At 39.2% G+C, this 19015-nt stretch carries 16 protein-coding genes and 2 pseudogenes; 13 read left to right on the forward strand and 5 right to left on the reverse strand.

Annotated elements, in window-relative coordinates; all coding sequences use genetic code 11:
* Positions 1-459: 459 nt before the first annotated feature.
* Positions 460-1671, forward strand: a complete 1212-nt coding sequence (locus NSR00_RS13605) for an MFS transporter (protein WP_340789442.1) — start codon at positions 460-462, stop codon at positions 1669-1671.
* Between the two features lie 309 nt (positions 1672-1980).
* Here the strand turns inward: NSR00_RS13605 and NSR00_RS13610 are convergent, their stop codons facing one another.
* Positions 1981-2256, reverse strand: coding sequence for a hypothetical protein (locus tag NSR00_RS13610; RefSeq protein WP_340789443.1), 276 nt, complete (start codon positions 2254-2256; stop codon positions 1981-1983).
* Positions 2257-2502: 246 nt separating this feature from the next.
* Positions 2503-3753 (reverse strand): IS4 family transposase, encoded by a 1251-nt coding sequence (locus tag NSR00_RS13615; protein WP_340789445.1) that lies wholly within the window; start codon positions 3751-3753, stop codon positions 2503-2505.
* 222 nt (positions 3754-3975) lie between these two features.
* Between NSR00_RS13615 and NSR00_RS13620 the strand changes: the two genes are divergently transcribed.
* Positions 3976-4473: a 2,4'-dihydroxyacetophenone dioxygenase family protein gene (locus tag NSR00_RS13620; RefSeq protein ID WP_340789447.1), complete on the forward strand. Its 498-nt coding sequence runs from the start codon at positions 3976-3978 to the stop codon at positions 4471-4473.
* Positions 4474-4650: 177 nt separating this feature from the next.
* Positions 4651-5077 (forward strand): annotated as a pseudogene (locus tag NSR00_RS13625) (SRPBCC family protein).
* A 174-nt stretch (positions 5078-5251) separates the two neighbouring features.
* Here the strand turns inward: NSR00_RS13625 and NSR00_RS13630 are convergent.
* From NSR00_RS13630 to NSR00_RS13640, 3 genes are read right to left on the reverse strand one after another with little or no spacing between them, the layout of a single operon-like run.
* Positions 5252-6343: a glycosyl transferase gene (locus NSR00_RS13630; RefSeq protein WP_340789449.1), complete on the reverse strand. Its 1092-nt coding sequence runs from the start codon at positions 6341-6343 to the stop codon at positions 5252-5254.
* Positions 6324-7541, reverse strand: coding sequence for a glycosyltransferase family 4 protein (locus NSR00_RS13635; RefSeq protein ID WP_340789450.1), 1218 nt, complete (start codon positions 7539-7541; stop codon positions 6324-6326). The genes NSR00_RS13630 and NSR00_RS13635 overlap by 20 nt, the downstream gene beginning before the upstream one ends.
* Positions 7538-8581: a sugar phosphate nucleotidyltransferase gene (locus NSR00_RS13640; protein WP_063386531.1), complete on the reverse strand. Its 1044-nt coding sequence runs from the start codon at positions 8579-8581 to the stop codon at positions 7538-7540. The genes NSR00_RS13635 and NSR00_RS13640 overlap by 4 nt, the downstream gene beginning before the upstream one ends.
* A 371-nt stretch (positions 8582-8952) precedes the next feature.
* Here NSR00_RS13640 and NSR00_RS13645 point away from each other — a divergent pair, with 371 nt between their 5' ends.
* The 10 genes and pseudogenes from NSR00_RS13645 to NSR00_RS13690 all read left to right on the forward strand — a co-directional run.
* A complete protein-coding gene (locus NSR00_RS13645) occupies positions 8953-9162 on the forward strand; it encodes a zinc-ribbon domain-containing protein (protein ID WP_340789451.1) in 210 nt (69 codons plus the stop codon).
* A gap of 115 nt (positions 9163-9277) precedes the next feature.
* Positions 9278-10459 (forward strand): IS701 family transposase, encoded by a 1182-nt coding sequence (locus NSR00_RS13650; RefSeq protein ID WP_340789074.1) that lies wholly within the window; start codon positions 9278-9280, stop codon positions 10457-10459.
* A 123-nt stretch (positions 10460-10582) separates the two neighbouring features.
* Positions 10583-11725: a TcaA 3rd/4th domain-containing protein gene (locus tag NSR00_RS13655; protein ID WP_445659587.1), complete on the forward strand. Its 1143-nt coding sequence runs from the start codon at positions 10583-10585 to the stop codon at positions 11723-11725.
* Complete coding sequence (gene nagZ / locus NSR00_RS13660) at positions 11722-13035, forward strand: beta-N-acetylhexosaminidase (RefSeq protein ID WP_340789454.1); 1314 nt, start codon at positions 11722-11724, stop codon at positions 13033-13035. The genes NSR00_RS13655 and nagZ overlap by 4 nt, the downstream gene beginning before the upstream one ends.
* Positions 13036-13138: 103 nt before the next feature.
* Entirely contained in the window at positions 13139-13399 is a 261-nt protein-coding gene (locus NSR00_RS13665) for a hypothetical protein (protein WP_340789455.1), read from the forward strand.
* A gap of 190 nt (positions 13400-13589) precedes the next feature.
* Positions 13590-14219 carry a YIP1 family protein gene (locus tag NSR00_RS13670; protein WP_340789457.1) on the forward strand — a complete coding sequence of 210 codons (630 nt, stop codon included), beginning with the start codon at positions 13590-13592 and terminating at the stop codon, positions 14217-14219.
* Between the two features lie 360 nt (positions 14220-14579).
* On the forward strand, positions 14580-15056 hold the full coding sequence (locus tag NSR00_RS13675) for a flavin reductase family protein (protein WP_066250491.1): 477 nt from the start codon (positions 14580-14582) through the stop codon (positions 15054-15056).
* 321 nt (positions 15057-15377) lie between these two features.
* Positions 15378-16739 (forward strand): branched-chain amino acid transport system II carrier protein, encoded by a 1362-nt coding sequence (gene brnQ / locus NSR00_RS13680; RefSeq protein ID WP_340789459.1) that lies wholly within the window; start codon positions 15378-15380, stop codon positions 16737-16739.
* Positions 16740-17209: 470 nt separating this feature from the next.
* Positions 17210-17683, forward strand: coding sequence for a PCYCGC motif-containing (lipo)protein (locus NSR00_RS13685; RefSeq protein ID WP_063386536.1), 474 nt, complete (start codon positions 17210-17212; stop codon positions 17681-17683).
* A gap of 519 nt (positions 17684-18202) precedes the next feature.
* Positions 18203-18796, forward strand: a pseudogene (locus tag NSR00_RS13690) (LLM class flavin-dependent oxidoreductase); the annotation flags it as partial.
* Positions 18797-19015 lie beyond the last annotated feature (219 nt).

Genomic DNA, 19015 nt, shown 5'->3' on the forward strand with positions numbered 1-19015 from the left:
TCTGCTAAGTTTAAATGCCTGTATTGATTATAATATACGTTAGTTTTTATGTCGATGGCACATCATTTTGCTTTCATTCGTACCGCCTATGCCGAGTTTCTTTTTCAACGCTCGGATTTTTTCCTCAGGCTCTCGGTCGGGATTTCTGTTTTTTCCCTTTTCAGCATTATGTTGCCTGCATTGAATTTAAATTTTTGTTTGATTTGTTTGATGTTATAAGATATTATAAATCTGTAAAAAAGCGGAAGGATGATGGTTTGGATATGACTAACTAATTCTATCTTTAAGTTGCATTTTTAAGGAAGCGAATATATTTTCTGGATAGGATTAGTATGTGTTTGAAAATGCTAAATACAAATCACCGCAGTATGCCTGTAGAATAAACCTGCTGTCCAGAAAACAGAATAGCAGGTTTTCTATGTGCTTGAAATAGACCGGAAGAAAGCGTAGGTACTCACTATGTCAATGTCTCAGTGGAGAAAAATGATTATTTTAATGATTAACATGTTTATAACTATTGGAAGCTTCGGCATTATTATCCCCATATTGCCTGCTTATTTGGAGTCCATTGGTCAAGGCGGTACGGCAGCTGGTTTAATGGTCGCAATATTTGCAGGAGCCCAGCTTGTGTTTTCTCCAATTGCAGGGAAATGGACAGATCAGTATGGCCGGAAAAAAATGATTGTTTTAGGATTAATCGGTTTAACTGTTTCTATGTTTATCTTTTACGCATTTGATTCCATTTGGTGGCTGTACGCTTCGCGTGTAGTCGGAGGGATAGGCTCCGCGCTTCTGGTACCCGCTATTTTTGCTTATATTGCCGATATTACGACAATTGAGCAGCGGGCTAAAGGCAACAGTTTCATATCAGCAGCCATGTCGCTTGGGATTGTAATAGGACCAGGGATTGGCGGTTTCTTTGCTGATTTTGGGTTGAAAATGCCTTTTCTTGTTGCAACGATCGTCTCTTTAGCTGCTGTTATTTTTTCATTAACAGTTTTAAAAGAAAGTGTTGAACAACAACATACCCCGGAACAAAAAACGCAAATCAATGATGAGCCGATGTTAAAAAAATTGGTTTCGTCCGCTCATAAGCCGTATTTTATGCTGTTGATTATTACTCTTGTTATGAGCTTTGGTTTAATGGCTTATGAATCTGTCATCGGGTTATATATGGATGATCAGTTTGGGGCAACACCGCAAGAAATTGCTTGGATGGTTACATTAACTGGACTGATAAGTGTGATTGTGCAGTTGTTTGTGGTCGATAAGCTTGTCGGCCGCTTTGGGGAAGGAGCCGTTTTAAATTTCTTTTTAGGCGTAGTTGCAATTGGATTTTTCCTTTCATTGTTTGCCGACAGCTATTCTCTGTTTTTTGTCATCACCCTCTTGATTTTTCTTGCAACATCCATCTTGCGTCCTGTTTTGAACACTCTTATTTCAAAGATGGCTGGAAATGAACAAGGCTTTGCCATGGGGTTAAACAACGCCTATATGAGTATAGGAAATATATTGGGGCCGATGTTGGCGGGAATATTATATGATATTCAAATTTTGTATCCTTTCATTTTAGGATGCATTTTATTAGTGTTTACACTTTTTATTACTGTCTTTTGGCAAAACAAGTCATTGAAAAATACGAAACTGGCCAAATCCAAGTCGTCTAGTTAACGCTAAGAACTGTTGTTATTTCTCACCTTTTTTAGACCGAAGTGACAAGATGAATAGGCTTGTAAAAATCTATTCTCGTTGGGAAAATTGATTCCAACCTGTAACTTTTTTAAACAGTGCGGGAATGGATCATTTGCTGGCGCCGAAGTTCAATTGAAGCCGTCGTACAAGGAAAATAAAGCGCGATCGCTTGGGCGTTTACGGATTTTTGGACAGCCTCTTTAATCAAAGGCTGTCCTTTTTCTTGTATTTTGGCATGCCATTCACATGAAACGTATTCGACCAGCTTGAAATAATTGGTATTAGGAATTAGTTAGATAGTTTAAACTGTTGAACGAACCCGTTGAGCTCTTCTGACCGATTTGCCAACTTCATGGAATTTACTGAAATATCCTCCATCGAGCTGTTCGTCTGTTCGGATGCGGCAGATGTTTGTTCAATTCCTGCTGCAGACTGTTCAGCTAAAGAAATCCGCACAACATTTTTGCTTTCACCTCTGTTTTGATCTTTATTTTTGCATATGCCCATAAAGCAGGGGAGAAAATGAACTAAATGAAATGATAAAGATGAATAATTTTTATTCATATTAGATTATAACCAAATATGTTAATTATTGTAAATTTTAGCAGTACCTTTCCTTCTTCTAGACTAAAAAGAATTTGTCATATTTGGATCAGTAGCGTTGCATAAAAAAATTTAATGTTTGTCAAGCTCAATAAAAATTCCAGTTATTTCATGTAACTGAATATTCAGACATACAATCTTTCTAAGCAAGCTTAAAAGGACAATGACGTCTTAATCGGCAGTCCATTTCCACAATTTGGTAATATATTACAGAAACATTGGATCATAAACTAAATCGTCTAGGTGTTCCACCTCCCCTTCTTCAAATTGGTACACGATGGTTTCAAAATCTTTTTCCCAATGGTATTTTTTCCGACCGTTGGACGTTCGAATTGGCTTTTTAAAAAGGGAGCGAACAAAACAGTCAAAACCTTTAAAAAGCAGATTCTGTAAAGTTCGCTTGATCTCTAATAAAGGACCATCGTGATTCACTTTTAATTGGAGCATGGCCTGTAAGCAATAGGTGATTAGGGCGATCCAAATTTGATTGTAAACGGCATTTTGACTTTTTCCATAAAATCTTTTTATCTTAAGGTGCTGTTTCATCCATTTAAAGAAGGTCTCTATCTTCCAGCGATATCGGTATAAATCTGCAATCTCTTCCGCAGAAAGATCAAAGCAATTGGTTATGATGATCACGGGATTCCCTTCGCTGTCGACCGTTTCGATCAATCGGAGAGGATGAGTCATTTTGGTATGATTACGGTCATTTCCTAAAATGACCATCTGATCCCTATAAATCAAACGTTCTGGATTGGGAATCCGTTCCGATAAAACTTCAATCTCTGCGTTCTTTTTAAGCCGGGTAATGAATCGCACCCCTTCTCGGCATAAGCGGTCGAACTGTTTGTAATCGACATACCCTCGATCAAACAAGTAAATCGCATTTGGATCGATTTCAATGAGTTCGTCCATCTGTGTGCGATCGGCATGTTTCGCGGGTAAGATAATCCCTTGATTCGGAACAGTGATATCCTTCGTTACAACAACCTTTAAATGGAGTCGAACACCAGCCTTTGTCTTACGAAAAGTTGCCCATGGATATTGGCTCAAACTCATGCTCATCGTGGTAGAATCAATGACCAGAAGACGACCAATGTTTCGGATGATCGGGGCATTTTTCATTTGCCCTTGGATCTTTAAGACCAGATATTTAAATACTTTTTCAAACAGTTGAGGGGATAATTGGCCTAATTTGCGAGAAAGTTGCGAAGTACTAATTGCATCAAATTCCAGATATGTCTGCAACTCTTCCTTGTCTTTCAAATGTTTGGCCAATTTTGTTAAGCTTTCCAATTCATTTATCTGAGCGATGATACAAAGTTGTAAAAACTTATACACCGTTAATTTTTTAATGTATTTGTCAACGTCAATCACATTAATTAGTTTTGAAAAAGTTATTGGATCGATCTCTTTAAATAGTTCATTTATTGTGGATTCTGTGGTATTCTTATCCATAATGGTTTCTCCTTATTCTTAGGATTTGGATAGGACTGCCAATCCTAATTATAAGGAGTTTTTTTATATCCAAAAAGATGAAATTTAACATAAAATTGGGCTTGACAAATTAAAATTAACTTAATGCAATGCTACTGTATTTGGATGAAGAAATCATATACATTTAGTGAATTTTTCATCTTGTTTCAAAAGTGAAGAAATCAAAAGGTGCGGGGGGATATTGTGGATCATTATGTACAGGTGGAAAAAAGAGTAGATGTGAGACGAGACCAATTTGCACTTTCTGAAGGTTATATCCATTCTTCTTTAGAAACTTCGCCTTGGGTCCCGTTTGTAGAAAACGTCTGGATACGTCATTTGTCTTTCGATATACGCAGCAATACTTCCGTCAATGTTCTTCGGGTTGGATCTGGCGGCACGCTTGGCAGGCATCGCCACCGCGGTCCTGTCACTGGTTATGTGATGAAAGGAAGCTGGTATTACAAAGAATACGACTGGATCGCAAAACCGGGAGATTTTATTCGCGAAAGTCCGGGCAGGACACATACACTCGTTTCCGACGAAGGGATGGAAACTGTGTTTCATTTAAACGGACCGCTTGAATTTCTCGATGATCAAGACCGTATCATTGAAACGGTAGATGTATTTTGGTTTATCGATCATTACTTAACTTATTGCGAGAAAAATAATTTGCCCATTAATAAAGATTTGTTTTTATGATCCTTTGAAACTGATGTAGAAAATGATAGCGTTTACAAAGATAAAGAACCGTTCTAGTTCGGAACGGTTTTTTTCATGTATATCTAAGAATTTCTATTTCATGAGTCAGTGCGTTTGACATAGTACCTTGTGGTTTCATATAATTTGAAACTAAATGATGTAAAAAGGAGCAAGACTATGGAAAAAAATCATCAAAATCCATTACAAGACATTCATCAATCAATTGTATTAGAAGCCTCAATTGAAAAAGTTTGGGAGGCGGCGGCTACGTCAGAGGGGATTGCGTCATGGTTCATGCCAAATGATTTTCAGCCAAAGCTGGGACATGAATTCCATCTGCAATCTCCTTTCGGGCCGTCTCCATGTAAAGTGGTAGAACTTGAACCGCCTTACCGCCTCTCTTTCACATGGGATACAGAAGGCTGGGTTGTTTCATTTATTTTGAAGGATTTAGGATAAAACTGAATTTACTCTTATTCACAGCGGATGGAAGCATCCTGACGATGTGCTGCCTAAAGTAAATGAAAAAAGCTCTGTTGTTCGTGAACGGATGAATCATGGCTGGATGAACATTTTAAAAAAATTGCAAAAGGTTGTGGAATAACAAAAAATTCATTTAAGCGTTTTCAGATCCGGCTCGGGGAAATAACTTGGAGGAAAAGAAAACAGCAAAAAAATTAGGGAGATGATGATCTCCCCAATGCAATCGCCATATCGTCCGAAGAATAGAGGAAAAGGCGGCTGCACTTTTTTGAACAACTGAAAAACAGATTTTTTATTAAATCTTTTCGAATACTTCCAATTTTAGCGGATGTGCTAAAGCTTCAGTCATTAAATAGGAAAGTGTTGATTCCGCGCCCCGATTTTGGTTAGGGCCATCGGAGTTCAAACCGTCGCAGCAGCTGCCATCGCTAGGATCGACTAAAGGAATGTGATGGTCATTCCCGCCATAAAACCAGTCTCGGCAGCGCAGCACAACTTGTAAGTAAGCAGAATCATCCAAAATATGATAAGCTTCGTTTGCAGCTAAAGCTAGTTTCATAACATCGATGGGCTGCTGATCCCAGTCGGCGCGATTGTGGCGGCTGCACCAACCCCGGTTGCCGATTGGCCGAATGGGGGAGCTGTTGAATCCGCCCATCTTTTCGATGAGAAAATCAAGACTCTCTTTGGCAATTCGCAATGTTTCATTGCGACGGTTGTATCGATAGGATAAAAATAATCCCCAAGGCAAAATTCCATTGGCATATGTCATTTGTTTTTCGAACCAATGCCAATCTTCGGTTCGGTGCTCTTTGTATGCTGTTAATAAATTATGTTCGCATGTCTCTGCCAATTGTTTAAGTTCATCTTCTGCTATTCCAAGAGAGGAAATGCTGTTTTTCTTTTCCATGAGCAGTTTGCTGCAACTGGCCAGCACCCATGCTTGGCTGCGGGCAAAACGAAGCTTGCGGCATGCAGAAAGGGCATTGCGCAAAATTTCTGCTGCCACATAGCGGCGGGCATTGTCATTAAGTTTTAAATAGGCCATTGTCACTGCCCAAACTGATCGACCAAGACAATCTTCAGAACGAGTTTCCGATTCAGGTGTTCGGTCATAATAAAAGTTATTATGAAACCATCCATCATCCCTTTGAGCCCAAAGCAAAAAGGCTAAATACCGATCAAGCATTCCGTAGAGTCTCTTCAATTCAGACGGTTCATCTTGAAGAAGCTCTATCCATTCAATACATAGCCAAAGGGCGCGCGCATTGTCGTCTGTTGAATATCCTTCTTTACGGCGAGGAATCCGGCCGAGGCAATGCTCGATCAACCCTGTATCGTCAGTTAAACGTTCCAAATGATCAAAATTAATATTTGGTTGGGGCAACGTGTTTCACCACGCTTTCGTTCGGCTCTTTCACACCCTTCTCATCCAAGACCATTTCACCGATTTTGGCAAACAGCTTCAAATATTGCATCCCGACAGTTGGCCAATGGGTTGCCTTTCCAATCTGCCGAATTCGATTTTCCCATTGGTGTAATGCATTGTCATCCATTAATAGCTCTTTTAATCGCTGTTCCCATGCTTTGATGTCGCCATACGGAAGAAGCAGTTCTTCACAGCCTTTTAATAAATCTTGCGCATGCTCGTATGGCGTGGAGAGGATCGGACGCCCTATTCCAACGGCATAAGCCAGCGTTCCGCTTGTGATTTGCTGCAAGCCCGGATAAGGAGTTACATATAGGTCACACGCTGTTAAGTAGGAGACGAGCTCCTCTTCATTAAAGTAACGGTCAATCATTCGGACATTCTCTTCTAATCCGAGCTGACGAATCATGTTTTGCAGCTCTTCACGGTATGATTCTCCTTCCCGCTTTTTCACTTCAGGATGCGTTTGTCCCGCGATAATATATAACGTTTCCGGTACTTCACGGACAACTTCTGGGAGGGCTGAAATTAGAGATTCGATTCCTTTGCCGCGATTCAGTAATCCAAATGTAAGCAATACTTTTCTGCCTTCAAATCCCAGCTGGCGGCGAAGCTGAACCCGCTCGTTATCTCGAGGTTTAGGCGATCCATGTGGAATGTAGATAATTTTATTTTCGGGCAAATTATACGCTCGGACTAAATAAGAGACAGCCTTGCGGTTCATGACGACTATAGCGTCGCTTAAATCAGCGATTTCCTGCTGGACTTGCCGATATGGCGGCTTAGGATCAGAGAAAATCGTGTGAAACGTCGTGACGAGCGGTTTATTTAATGCACGTACAAAGTCGACTATGTACTCTCCCGCTTCACCACCGAAAATGCCGAATTCATGCTGCAAAACTACAACAGAAATATCGCTTCGATTGACCCTTTTGGCCATCTTCACATAAGCTGAACGATCTTGCATTGGCAAAGGCCAAAATCTCGGATTATTTTCATATACATTTCTGTCATCATTTTCATTATAAAGTACAATGATTGGATCACGATTACCGCGTTTGCCAGCAGCGCTTACGTTTGTAAATACATGTTCAGTGAAGGTAGCAATACCGCAGCGGCGCGGAGGATATGTGCTGACATATGCAATTCGACTCATGCTTGCATCACCCTCTCATATTGGTTCAAGATCAAGTTGTCGTACACTTTACCTTCATTTAAGAATGTCTTGTAAGCCATAATACTGTTGTTGACACGAATATTATCGCTTATGCTTGATTGATCCCAAAGAATAGAGTTTGAAAAATGCACTTTGGAGCCAATGCGGCAATGATCACCAATCACTGCAAACGGGCCAATTACTGACTGATCGCCTACCTCGACATTATCCCCGATTAAAACAGGAGGGATAAAGCGGACGCCAGATCCGATTTTGGTGTCTTTTCCTAACCAAACGCCCGGTTGAACTTGATTTCCGCGAGTAGGCAACGGGTTCCGATTTTCAAGAACGTCCCAATGAATTTTCCGGTAACGTTCTGGTGTTCCCATATCAAACCAGTAACCGCTGCTTATTTTTCCGTATACACTTTTGCTTTTTTGAATAAGGGTGGGAAATGTTTCACGTTCGATAGAAACTTCACGTCCTGCTGGAATGTAGCGCATTACTTCTGGTTCAAGAATGTACAAACCAGCATTGATCAAATTTGATGGTGCTTCTTCACGACGAGGCTTTTCAACAAAACGCAAAATCCGGCTGGAATCGTCCAGTTGAACGACACCGTAAGAAGAAGGGTCATCTACTTCCGTCAGTGCAATTGTGGCGATCCCGCCGCTTTGTTCATGAAATTCAAGAAGAGGAATCAAGTTTGGTAAGTGAACAATGTCGGCATTTACAACAAGAAATCTTTCCTTCAAAAATCTTTCAGCATTTTTGATAGCTCCTGCTGTTCCCATTTGATGTGTTTCATCAGAGTACTCAATGTCTACACCGAAACGTTTGCCGTCTCCGAAGTAATTTTTTATGACATCTGAACAGTGATGTGAGGCTATTACGAATTGGTTGATTCCTTGATCGCGAAGATAAGTGATGAGGTGTTCGAGCCATGGCCGGTTAGCAATGGGTGCCATCGGTTTCGGCAAATTTTCAGTTAATGGGCGTAAACGTGTTCCTAAACCACCAGCTAACAGTAATGTTTTCATTTGTCATCCCTCCATTAGTCTATGATTATGAAGTTCATAACAGATGGATGAATGAAAAATGAAAGTGGCGTATATTGTTAGCACTCAAACCTACTGGTTGCTAATAAATATTATAACAAAATTTCTTATATAAGTAAAATGTATGAATTTCAACTCAGTCGGGGGTTTTCCTATACTTAATGAAAAAAGGGGCAAATATAACACCTTTTGTTTAAAGTCTCTACTCCGATTGATAGAAGCTTAAAAAATGTTTGAAAAACCTCTAAGAAGAGTGCTGTTTGTTTTAATGTCTAATTATTCAGAAAATCTACCAAAAGCCTTATGAAATGATATAATCTCCTTGAATTTTATGAAGAAAGCAGGTGATATCGTTGAACTATTGTCAACAATGCGGACACCGATTAGAAGAAAATCAAACATTTTGTACGAATTGCGGCGCGAAAGTCGTAGAATCACAAAACGCCGTACAATCGCAAAATGTAATGAAGGCAGGGGAGGGATCAGGATCAAGAAGACCGGTGCTGGCAACGAAAAAATCTAAGATTTTTGCAAGTATTGGAGTTCTATTAATTTTACTGTAGATGAGCAAATCCGCTAACATAAATTTACAACCAAACAAAAAAGAAGACATGAACCCGATTCCTTGGTTAGAATAGATGTGCCAAAAAACCATTCAAACAAGGAGGTTCATGTCTCATGAATAGACTAGCACATCATCAAGGAATTCACAAGTTTTTCACGATGTTAGGATTGGCGCTTTATTTCTCGAAACCTGTTATGAAGCATCTTGTTCATATCGTGGATGCCATGATCACCAAGGGCTTTTCGGGAACACTAACCGATTTACATCATGGGAGTTTTCATCCGAACCATCGAACGACACTCAGCCATTTTTTCACGAAAAGCCCGTGGGAGGAAGAGACATTGCTTCGCAAACTCCAGCAATGGATGCTTCATCGTGTCGAACGGATCGCCAAACAGAAAAATCAACCCCTTTTTGTTTCGATCGATGATACGATTTGCCAAAAAACAAAGCCTTCGTCACGGGCCACGCACGCCATTCAAGGGTGTGATTGGCACTATTCTCACACAGAGAAAAAGTCGATCTGGGGACATTCTCTTGTTTGGCTCATGGTTCATACGATGACCCAGGCTTTTCCCTTTGCGTTCCGCCTCTACGACAAGGCGGCTGGGAAAAGCAAGGGGGAACTCGCGATCGAGATGCTTTCTTCTTTGGATGTACGCCGTCCCGTTTATGTGCTGATGGATTCGTGGTATCCATCGCAAGCGCTCGTGGAAGCCTGTCTGAAAAAAGGATTTCACGTCATCGCGATGCTCAAAACGAACCGGATTCTCTATCCGAAAGGCATCGCCATCCAAGCCAAACAGTTTGCCCGCTATATCGAACCGAACGACACCCATCTCGTCACGGTGGGAGAAGAGCGTTATCGCGTGTATCGCTACGAGGGATCGCTGAAAGGTCTCGATGATGCCGTTGTGTTGTTGGCTTGGAAAGCCGATCAGCCGATGACACCCGAACATCTTCACTGCGTCTTGAGCACCGACCGGGATCTAAGCGATGAAGAGATCTTGCGCTACTATGCCCAACGTTGGTCGATCGAATGCTTTTTTCGACAAGCGAAAGACCAGCTGAAGCTCGATGGGTACCGCGTTCGCGGGCGTCGGGCGGTGAAACGGTATTGGATCTTGGTGCAACTCGCTTATGTGTACAGTATGGTCGAGTCCAACCGGGATTTCCCTACTGGGCTTGATCTTCTCCGAACGAAGAAAGGGCATAGTCTTGTCGAGTTCATTTACCATGCAGCGAAGCAAGATATTCCCATTGATGTTGTCAAAAAACAGCTCCATGTGGCATAAGGGGTACCCTGTTTGTCTCTTTTTACATGGTAATTATTGTAATTAAAATTGCTCAACTACAGAATTTTAGTAATTGCAAGTTCATTTTTTATTGTAAAATCGATCTATAAACCGACAAAACTTGTGGAAAATTTTATTCTAACTGTCAACAATCATGATGCAAAAAAAGTGGCTCATTTACTAAACTCGAAGCAATCGGATATAAAAATTGATGAAAAAGTGGCAAAACAATTAATTGACTATTATCAAATGAACCCATCGGAATTTTCTGAACTGAAAAATAGCTTGCATGAAGAAGCGGTTATTTATGAAAAAGGGGCATTTCCTGAGCGTACTGATGCAGATATTTCGATCAATAAATTAGGAAAAAAATGGTTATTTTTTGATTATTATGCACTCATACCTAAAAATTTATATATTGTCGTAACGGCAAATCATGATAGCCATATTTACATAGATGGGAAAAAATATGAACCTATAAAAAAAGACGAAGAACGGACTTACGGGCCGTTTTTGCCAATCAATCATAAAGTGCAAGCAGTATACAAAGGAGAATACGCAGACGTAAAGCAAGTGGAAGAAGTTTCGCCAAGTGATGCAGAAGAAAATAAAGTGTACATAAATTTTGATTTAACTGGAGATTATGTATATTTATATTCAAATATTGAAGATGCCACTTTATTCGTCAATGGAAAGAGCACAGGTTTAAAAATTTCGGATGTAGAAGAGTTTGGACCAGTTGCAACAGACGGTTCGATGACGCTTCATGCCGAAATAAAAACTGCTGATGGTACGTTGAAAAGCAATAAAAAGACAATTAAAGAAGCCGGGGAAACGATTGATCTATTATTTGAACAAGAAATTCCAATGGAAGATTTCGAAGATGTTGGAGATTCATTAGAAGACTATCATGATGAACAATCGGAGATCGAAAATGTGATTATGAGCCATTATACTAGTATTTCAAGCGGTGATTACGAATCGGCATATGCACTGTTTTCCTCAAGCCGTCGCAGTAAAATTAGCTATGAAAAATGGTCTAAAGGGCTAAAAAACAATTTTAAAAATGAAGTTACGAATGTAAGTGTGGAAAGTATAGAAAATGATCAAGCGACCGTGAGTTTTCAATTAACTTCTTATGACAAACAGGACGACGGCTCCACATTAGTACAAGAATGGGGAGGGAAATGGTATTTAGTGAAGGAATCAGACGGCTGGAAATTAGCAACGCCTGAAATTAAAAAGCTAAATACTAGAACGGAATGAAATGGAAATCTTTGCTTCTCATTTTCGCCATATTTATTTTGAGTATTTTTGCCATTATATCAATCCCGAAATTGCCACTCTTTCAGGAAAATCAAAAAACAAAGATTCAAGAGCAACGTGAAGAACCGGAAGTAAAAGAAGCGGGTAATGCTGCAGCTTTGCAAGAAGAAAAAAACGATAAAAAAGAAGAAACGGTCGAAGAAAAAGCAGCTAGAATAGTGGATGATATGTCTTTGGGCGAGAAGGTCGGCCAGCTTTTGATGGTGGGCTTTAAAAGCACGGAAAAAGACGAGGCAATAACCGATTTAATCGTAAACAAACATATCGGTTCTGTCATTTTGTTTGACCGCAACATGGAGACTCCGGAACAAGTTGCGCAATTAAATAATTCTTTGCAAAGGCTCGCGCTGAAAAAGCGGTTTGGAGTGCCGCTTATGATCGGAGTGGACCAAGAAGGGGGAGACATTTTGCGGATGAGAGAAAAAGTGTCTCCCATCCCATCCCAACAGAAGCTAGGGCAAGCTGCAAATGAAAAAGCGGTGTACGATATTGCTCTTCTGAACGGAAGGGAATTGGCTGCCATGGGATTTCATCTAAATTTTGCACCTGTTTTGGATTTGTCAGAGACTGACAGCCGATCTTTTGGTAGAAATCTGGAAGCAGTCTATACGTATGGTGCAAAAGTGGTTCAAGGATTGCATGAAGCGAAGATTACAGCAACGCTCAAGCATTTTCCCGGAAACGGAAGAAGCAGTGTTGATCCGCATATTGACACTTCTTCTGTAAAAGCGGACAAATTGGATTTGGAGAATTCCGATATTTATCCATTTAAAAAGCTCATTGAAAATACAGATCACAATCAATTTTTCATTATGATGACTCACATTAAATATCCAAGTTATGATCCTAGCAAACCAGCAAGTTTATCTTCTGTTATGATTCAAAAGCTGCTTCGGGAAAAGCTGGGGTATAAAGGAATTGTTGTCACGGATGATCTTGAAATGGGCGCAGTAAATAAATATTATTCATATGAAGATATGGCAATCGAAGCGATTAATGCCGGAGCGGATTTGTTGCTCGTTTGCCATGAATATGAGCATCAAGTGGAGGTTTATAATGGCTTAGTGAAAGCAGTGAAAGACGGAAAAATTCAAGAAAAGCGCATCAACGAAGCGGTGACAAGAGTGCTAACGCATAAATTATCCACTATTCAAGATCCGATCGTTGATCCGCAATATGCGAAAGAAACAGTTGGAAGCAAGGAGCATAAAACACTGATCGAAAATTGGATGAATACAAAGGAACAGTGATTCAATTAAATTCGTAGAAGACCTTCATTCAATGTTTGGGCAAGCCGATTGTAGGCGGCTGCCCATGTTATACCAATCAATAGAGGAGGAACAATAGAGGAAAATGATTTGTCATCAATGTGGAAATGAACAAGAAAAAGGAAATTTTTGTGGGAAATGCGGGGCAAAATTGAATAATGATCCAAATCTACAAGAAACAGCGGGAGGCGGCGGGGATCAGGTTTCAATTAACAGAAATCCCCAACCGTCTTATGGCCAAGCAGCTTCCACACAAATGAATGAACATGTAGAAAAGGGTGAACTACCCACCACCTACGCTTCGCTTAGAGGTTGGGGCTTCAAGCGACTTGTGTGTGTTCGCTGAACGGTAAGCCACACACAAGAACCCTTTACGCTTCCCTTCGTTCCGAAGGTGTCCGTTCTAGCCATATTCTATCATATTCGTTGGCTAAAGCCAACCGAAATTCATCTCCCACCTACTCATTGGGCTACGCCCTGCACATTCCTTGAGGATGGGAGACTTCTTTCGGAAATCCGTTAAAAAGCAGTCGAAAGTGTATGGAAGCTATTTCGTTCATTTTTTGAAACATCCGTCATCCATTTTTGGCAAAGAAAAAAATGAATGGGTGAATGGCTTTATCAGCATTATTTTATTTGTGTTCATTGTCACACTAACGGTTAGCGTTTTTGTCCGCAATCTATTTAAATCGGCAATTCATGGTACTCAAGGACTGATAAATGAGTTTTATGATGGACCTTCGTATGTTTCGGTATTTTTTTTTGTTTTTATATTTGTTTTTCTTATTGTTGCGCTCGTGTTATTGTGTATGTTCATTGTTAATAAATTGTTTGGATCAAGTGCATCTTTTCAAGAGGTAACAGCTATATATGGAGCACATCTTACCACCGCGATCATTGTTTCGCTTATCGCGTTATTGCTAGTTTTGTTAAAATCCCATGTTTATGGAAACATTGTGCTGAGCATTTCAATTTTGCTTGCGGTAGTTTTCATTCCATATTATTTGATAAGTGTACTGCTAACGAAATATTCAAAAGGAATAGATCCTTTATACTCATTTTTTATCTATGTTGCTATATTTTCCATCGTGTTTGCGATTTTTATCGGTATATTGGCTGATTCGGCAATGGGAAGAATTGTTGATCAATGGAGATATTTTTGGTGATGGAGTGACATTGAACATTTTGAACGAATCTAAATATTAGCTGCTTTAATTTTCATACAATATAGACTTACACAATGAGTACCGTTAAGCCTTAAAAGCATCAGGTCACCTTCTGCGCTGGTATGCCCGCCGCATACCAGCGTTTCATATGTTAATAGGCTAGATTTTCATTCTATTGTATGATGACGCTTTAAGTTAAGCCATTATGAGAGAATTGGAAGCAGTTGGAACAATTGGCCGATACTCTAGGCAAACTATTAGCTGAAACTGGACATATTTTAATCGTTTGCCTAAAATGAAGCTAAAGGGAATACCCAAAACAATCCAAAAAATTGTTTTCAAAGGAAGGTGATGCTCAACATGGATGCAAAGGCGAAAAAAACGGCTTTACGTGGAATTACATATGGCTTGTACATTGTCGGAACGAAAGATGAAAACGGAGCCAATGGATTTGCTGGAAATTGGTTGACGCAAACCTCTTTTGAACCGCCTTTAGTTGCAGTTGCCGCAAAAGCGGGTACACGTTCACAACAACAAATTGCCAAAAGCGGAGTATTTAGCGTCAATATTTTGGAGACGGGTCAGAAGGACATGGTTACTGCCTTTTTCCGATCCATTGAGCCGGAAGGAAACAAGCTGGCTGGATACGAATTTTATACGGAAGAAACAGGATGTCCGATTTTTAAAGATGCGTTGAGCTTTTTTGAGTGTAAAGTGGTGGAAAAAATAGAAAAAGGTGACCACTATATTTACGTCGGTGAAGTGTTCAATGCCGGAGTGCATCGGGAAGGCGAACCGCTAACATTGAAAGAAACCGGTTTCTATTATGGAGGCTAAACTTTTTATAAGAATAATGTTCTGGTTAAAAAGACCTGCAAATTTTATTATTTGAGACAAAAAATAAGAATATAGTTTTGTTAGGCTAAAGGTTGAAGCAAGATTTTAAAGGATAAGCGATGATGACTTACGATTATTTGAAGCAGGCGTTCATTTCCGCCTGCTTCAAGCGTTTTTTCCAAGTGAATGTACGTAGTATAAGTATATGAATTCATTGAAATTTTCGTAAAAAAATAGTATAATATAATTTATTGTACGAATCATGCAAATTATTTTAATAAATTAATTTTAAAAAATTTCATCATGGTGGGATAAATAATTATGGATAAGGATAACAAGCTATCATTTTCATCACTTACTGTTATTGGTGTTATGTTGTTTGCCCTATTTTTTGGGGCGGGGAATTTAATATTTCCAGCTCAGCTTGGACAAAATGCCGGGGAAAATCTGTGGTTTGCTGTTACTGGATTTATTATTACTGGAGTCGGATTGCCGTTTCTCGGGATTATAGCGATGAGTTTTTCCGGAAGCAGTGATTTACAAGAGCTTTCTAGTAGAGTTCATCCGACTTATGCCGTCTTTCTCACATCATTGCTCTATTTAACAATTGGTCCTTTTTTTGCAGCACCGCGGACTGGAACTGTTGCGTATGAAGTCGGTATTGCGCCGTTTGTTGCTGAGGAATTTCATCAGGTTGGATTGTTTATTTATACGCTGCTATTTTTTGCTGTGACTTTTTGGTTTTCTTTATACCCGGCTAAAATTGTTGATAATGTTGGAAAACTTCTAGCGCCTGGAATTGTGATTCTTCTTGCCATACTTTTATTTATGGTAGTTGTGAATCCTATTGGGGATATTGGTTCAGCGCAAGGCGTGTATAAAATTCATGCGTTTTCCCAAGGTTTTATAGATGGCTATAGTACAATGGACGCCCTTGCATCACTTGTATTTGGCATTATTGTGATCAATGCCATACGCAAATTAGGTGTAACATCAAAAAAAGATATTATGAAAGCTACAGCAAAATCAGGAACTGTTGCCATTTCACTGCTTGCACTGATTTATATTGGAATTGCTTATTTAGGAGCAACAAGTACAGAAGCTTTCGGAATTTTTAAAACAGGTGGACCCGTTCTCAGCAATGCGGCTTCACACTATTTTGGCACATTTGGTTTAATTATGCTGGCTATTATTATCATCCTTGCATGTTTAACGACTGCCATTGGTTTAATAACGGCGAATGCTGAATATTTTCATAAATTGATTCCGAGAATCGGCTATAAAACGTGGGTTATCTTCTTTAGCTTACTTACTTTTGTAATAGCAAACTTTGGATTAACGAACATTATTTCATTTTCTATCCCTGTCTTAATGTTCATCTATCCGCTAGCGATTGTTTTGATTTTGTTAACGTTCTTGTCGCCGCTTTTCCATCACGCACGCATTGTATATGCTTCAACGACTGGAGTTACATTTTTAATTAGTATTTTTGATGGTTTGAAATCATTATGTAATTCACTTGGAATTGATTATTTCGGATGGATGGTACCGATTGTTTCGTTCTATGAACAAGTATTGCCATTTTATAAACAAGGACTCGGCTGGTTTATTCCAGCGATCATTGTCATTATTATTACAGGTATTGTCGGAAGGGTTCAGGCCAAATCAACTGTTAGAGCGTAAAATGTTCTATTATAATAATAGAAAGAATAGTTTGAATTTTTGCAAGCTATAAAAAAGGAACTTTCTTAAGGAAGGTTCCTTTTTTTGATCAAACTTGACCATTGACAATTTTTTAAAACTAAAGGAAGATTCTTTTTATTATTTAGTGATTATGGTATTTTTCTTGTAGAGCTTAAAATCTATCCACCCTTCGAAAGTTCGGATTTGAAAATAAAGGATATTTAGCAGCTACTAGAAGCATCCCCTTTACAATATAATGGAATGATATCAGAAGCTTTGAAGATGTATGCCGTTCTTTAGACTTTATTAATTGAGAGAAAACCTTTAAGGAAGGGAAATAGGAATATATATTGTAAGGGTAACATCGGCCGCCAGATGGTTCTATGTTCGGCAGCTGAATGCAATTTGTGATTAGTTGATGAACAGAAAAGAAGGATTTCATTACACTTTATAAAAGGAAGTGTGACGTTGTGAAAGCCAAACAATTATTGGTATTACTATTTATTACAATCATCATTTCTGCTTGCAGTTCAAATAAAGAACAATCAACCATGGAGCACGCGCCGAATGGCGACTTGTGGGAAACAACTGCTTCAAGGGATGAACTGCCGACCTTTTTAAATGAATATAGCGAAAACATTCAAATCATCTATCAAGCAGCCGGAAAATCAATGGAGCTGCTGCAATGGATTCCTTGTTATTGTGGCTGCGGCGATCATGCCGGACATCGGAGCAGTCTAAATTGTTTTGTTAAGCAAGTAAATCAAAATGGTTCTGTTGTATGGGATGACCATGGAACACGCTGCAACGTCTGCTTAGAAATTGCAGCAGAAGCAATCAAAATGAAGCAAGATGGAAAAACGGTAAAAGAAATTCGCCAATATATAGATGAAAAATACAAAGAAGGCTATGCAAACCCGACAGACACACCAATGCCGTTATAAAGAAAAGGATGAGACCAATTATTGGTTTCATCTTTTCTATGTTTTATGCTTTGTCGAAACTGTTTTTGTCCTCAGGACTTGATCATGATGGAAAAAGGCTTGTGATTAGACATTTAATCTTGAATGTCCATCAATACTGCTTTTTTGTTATTTTTACATAATAAAATTGTCGGAGAAAGCTCCTTCGGCTTTTTTTGACCGATCCTCCACGCTTTCCAACAAAGAATTATTTATTTCCCTTCTCCATTATATATAATCATATTCCCTATCGCTCCATGACCCATTTTCCATTCTGCCTTTCCCTCATGTCTAATTCTAAGGACTGATCTAATAAAACTAGCAAGAAAAGTCGAAATTTTTAAAAACATACTTGACAAATAGGAATAATGGAATTAATATCATACTTAAATCTTTTACTTTTATCCGGTTGCCCACTGGACCGCCAGAGGCTCATATCAGTTCCTAATATTAGGGATCTGATATGAGCCTTTTTTATTAAAATTTAAGGAGGGAAAATCAATGGGTTTACAATTTGCTTATTGGGCGCCAAACGTTAGTGGAGGGCTTGTGATCTCTAATCTGCCACAGAAAACAGGCTGGTCATTTGAGGATAACAAACGTTATGCACAAATAGCTGAAGAAAATGGTTTTGATTACGTCCTACTGCAAACAAGATTTTTCGCCAGCTACGGAGCTGAAAAACAATTAGAAGCCGCTGCGCTTGCTTCTGCACTTGCCGCTAGTACCAAAAAATTAAACATTATTACAGCTGTGCTGCCCGGTCTATGGCATCCAGGTGTCATAGCAAAAATTATTTCAACGATTGATCATATCAGTAATGGTCGTGCTTCAATTAATATTGTCAGCGGATGGTTTAAAAATGAATTTATCGGTTATGGGGAACCGTGGTTAGACCATGATGAACGTTATCGACGGTCTGAAGAATTTATACAGGTTCTACGAGATTTGTGGACAAAGGAAACCACTACTTTTAAAGGAGATTTTTATCGTATAAATGAAGCGCCATTAAAGCCTAAACCTATTAATATCCCAAAAATTTTCCAAGGCGGAAACTCGAAAGCAGCAAGAGAAATGGCTGGACGAGTTTCAGATGTAGATGAAAGTTTTGCTGATAAGGAAAGCGCTTGGCGAGTATAAGCTGTGCGGCTGTAAATTATTGTGCTTAGTTTTATGCCTCAATCAATTCACCCGCAATGATAGATAGAACATTGGTTGACAGTAACGTGTACAGGCAGTTTTTCTGTTTGGAGGAAATGTTTTTTGCTTCGAAAACGAAATGATTGATTGAGCTTGTAAACAAAAGAAAATTCT

The sequence above is a fragment of the Aeribacillus sp. FSL K6-8394 genome, from assembly GCF_038008865.1.
Classification (GTDB): Bacteria; Bacillota; Bacilli; order Bacillales; family Aeribacillaceae; genus Aeribacillus; species Aeribacillus composti.

Excerpts from the sequence above, each read along its gene's own strand:
- NSR00_RS13605 (WP_340789442.1), top strand. The coding sequence starts at position 460 with ATGTCAATGTCTCAGTGGAGAAAAATGATTATTTTAATGATTAACATG.
- NSR00_RS13610 (WP_340789443.1), bottom strand. The coding sequence starts at position 2,256 with ATGAATAAAAATTATTCATCTTTATCATTTCATTTAGTTCATTTTCTC.
- NSR00_RS13615 (WP_340789445.1), bottom strand. The coding sequence starts at position 3,753 with ATGGATAAGAATACCACAGAATCCACAATAAATGAACTATTTAAAGAG.
- NSR00_RS13635 (WP_340789450.1), bottom strand. The coding sequence starts at position 7,541 with ATGAGTCGAATTGCATATGTCAGCACATATCCTCCGCGCCGCTGCGGT.
- NSR00_RS13640 (WP_063386531.1), bottom strand. The coding sequence starts at position 8,581 with ATGAAAACATTACTGTTAGCTGGTGGTTTAGGAACACGTTTACGCCCA.
- NSR00_RS13650 (WP_340789074.1), top strand. The coding sequence starts at position 9,278 with ATGAATAGACTAGCACATCATCAAGGAATTCACAAGTTTTTCACGATG.
- nagZ (WP_340789454.1), top strand. The coding sequence starts at position 11,722 with ATGAAATGGAAATCTTTGCTTCTCATTTTCGCCATATTTATTTTGAGT.
- NSR00_RS13665 (WP_340789455.1), top strand. The coding sequence starts at position 13,139 with ATGATTTGTCATCAATGTGGAAATGAACAAGAAAAAGGAAATTTTTGT.
- NSR00_RS13675 (WP_066250491.1), top strand. The coding sequence starts at position 14,580 with ATGGATGCAAAGGCGAAAAAAACGGCTTTACGTGGAATTACATATGGC.
- brnQ (WP_340789459.1), top strand. The coding sequence starts at position 15,378 with ATGGATAAGGATAACAAGCTATCATTTTCATCACTTACTGTTATTGGT.